Annotated in this window: 4 protein-coding genes; 2 read left to right on the top strand and 2 right to left on the bottom strand. The window is 75.4% G+C overall.

Translation table 11 applies throughout. From position 1 onward, the window contains the following. The coding region (locus KBX39_RS30105) for a carbohydrate kinase family protein (protein ID WP_210873791.1) at positions 1–729 on the top strand (729 nt) is incomplete at its 5' end. A 4-nt stretch (positions 730–733) separates the two neighbouring features. Here the strand turns inward: KBX39_RS30105 and KBX39_RS30100 are convergent. Next, positions 734–1,255 carry a DinB family protein gene (locus KBX39_RS30100; protein WP_104113050.1) on the bottom strand — a complete coding sequence of 174 codons (522 nt, stop codon included), beginning with the start codon at positions 1,253–1,255 and terminating at the stop codon, positions 734–736. Between the two features lie 85 nt (positions 1,256–1,340). On the opposite strand from KBX39_RS30100, the gene KBX39_RS30095 reads away from it, so the two are divergent. Beyond that, the gene (locus KBX39_RS30095; RefSeq protein WP_113972597.1) at positions 1,341–1,547 is read left to right on the top strand and encodes a hypothetical protein; all 207 of its coding nucleotides are present in this window, start codon (positions 1,341–1,343) and stop codon (positions 1,545–1,547) included. Positions 1,548–1,556: 9 nt separating this feature from the next. On the opposite strand, the gene KBX39_RS30090 is transcribed toward KBX39_RS30095, so the two are convergent. Further along, positions 1,557–1,909 (bottom strand): polysaccharide pyruvyl transferase family protein (locus KBX39_RS30090; protein ID WP_210873790.1); only part of this gene is annotated, 353 nt, incomplete at its 5' end.

Raw genomic sequence — 1,909 nt, 5'->3', positions numbered from 1 at the left:
ATGATCACCGACGCGCACGCGCTCGGCCTGCGGGTGGCGCTCGTCGACGTGCTGGGCGCCGACCCGGCAGGTGACGTGGTGCGGGCGGCGCTGGCGCGTACCTCGGTGCGGACCACGCTCGCGGACGCGCCGGCCGGCACCCGCCGCTCGGTGAACCTGGTCGACCCGGCCGGGCGGCGGATGTCGCTGCACGACCCGCGCCCGTGGTCGGGGCCGGCGCCGTTCGCCGACGCGGAGCTGGCCGCGCTCGTGGCCGAGGCGACCCACGTCCACCTGTCGATCATGGATTGGGCCCGGGACTCGCTGCCGGTGCTGCGCGCCGCCACGTCGGTCTCCACCGACCTGCACGACTGGGACGGCGACAACGACTACCACCGTCCGTTCGCCCGGATCGCGGACCTGGTCTTCGTCAGCGACACCCGGCTCGGCGAGCGGGCCGCGAAGGAGGCGGCCGAGCTGGCGCCGCGCACGGTGCTGGTCACCGGCGGCGCGGCCGGCGCGACGCTGCACACCCCCGGCGCGCCGCCGGCGCACGTGCCAGCCGCCACCCCGCCGGGGCCGGTGGTGGACACCAACGGCGCCGGGGACGCGTTCGCGGCCGGGGTGATCGCCGCCCGGCTGCGCGGCGCGGACGTGCTCGACGCGGCCCGGTACGCCGCCCGGGTGGCCGCCGCGGCCTGTACGCACGACGGGATGGAGTATCCGGACGGGCTGCTGCCCCGGGCCTGAGGCGTCAGATCGCGCCGGTCTCGCCGTCGGTCAGCTCGCGCAGGATGTCCGCGTGCCCGGCATGCCGGGCGGTCTCCTCGATCAGGTGCACCAGCACCCAGCGCAGCGACACCTCGCCGAGTTGCGGGTGCGGCACCACGTGGTCGAGGTCGAACCGCGCGGCGACCCGCCGGGATTCGTCGCAGGCCGCCTCGTACGCGGCGGCGAGCGTCTCGACCGTGTCGCCGGGGCGCAGCGCGAAGCTGGCGTCGGCGTCGGCCTGGGAGGTGAGGTAGACGTCGCCCGGCTCCGGGGCGAACAGGCGGCGGAACCAGTTCCCCTCGACCACCGTCAGGTGCTTGAGCAGCCCGGCCAGGGTGGTCAGCGAGGGCACCAGACGCCGGCTGGCGTCGGCGTCGGTCAGGCCGCGAACCTTGCGCAGCACGGTGCTCCGGTGGAAGTCGAGGAACGCGTCGAGGATCGCCCGTTCGCCGCCCGTACGGGCGAGGACCGGACCGAGAGTCGGATCGATCGTCGGGTGCGCCATCCCCGGACCCTAGTACGCACGGTGCCCGGTTCGCTGCCCCGCGTGATCCCCTGCGCGGGCGGGCCGGCCGGGGCAGGATGGGCGCATGGCTTCCACGGTGCAGATCCCCCTGGTGGGCGGCGCGGCCGACGGCGAGACCGTCACCGTCGAGCTGGACAGCAACGGCCGTCCCCCGCTGACCCACCACCACCTCGGGTCCAACGGGCTCGCGGAGGCACAGATCTACGAGCTGGAGTCGGACGACCAGCCGGGCCGGGAGTGGGTCTACGCCTGGCGTGGCCCGGCGGTCTGACGACCCGGCTCACACCGCCGGGGTCAGGGACCGGGCCCGGATGCTGTCCAGCACGCTGCGGGTCACCTGCGAGGTGCCCCGCGCCTGCTCGCAGACCTCCGCCACCCGGCGCGCGGTCTCGTCGGCCCGCGCCGCCCGCTCGTCCCACAGCCGGTCCACCTCGGCCAGCAGCGGGCCCTCGACCTCCCGTTCCACGCCGCGCAGCGCCGGCACGCCGAGCCGCTGGGCCAGGTCGAAGACCTTTCCGGCGTACGGCAGCGGCAGGAACGGCGTGCCCATCATGGCCGCGAAGATCAGGAAGTGCAGGCGCATGCCGACCGCGAGGTCGAAGTGGCGCATCAACCCGAGGATCTGCGCCGGAC

Origin of the sequence: Micromonospora sp. D75 (genome assembly GCF_018070405.1) — a bacterium.
GTDB classification, from domain to species: Bacteria; Actinomycetota; Actinomycetes; order Mycobacteriales; family Micromonosporaceae; genus Micromonospora; species Micromonospora chalcea.
Note: the sequence above shows the minus strand (reverse complement) of the source record. Positions and strands in the feature narration are given on the sequence as shown.

What these genes read in the sequence shown, in the direction of transcription:
- KBX39_RS30095 (WP_113972597.1), top strand. Translation starts at nt 1,341, where the DNA reads ATGGCTTCCACGGTGCAGATCCCCCTGGTGGGCGGCGCGGCCGACGGC.
- KBX39_RS30100 (WP_104113050.1), bottom strand. Translation starts at nt 1,255, where the DNA reads ATGGCGCACCCGACGATCGATCCGACTCTCGGTCCGGTCCTCGCCCGT.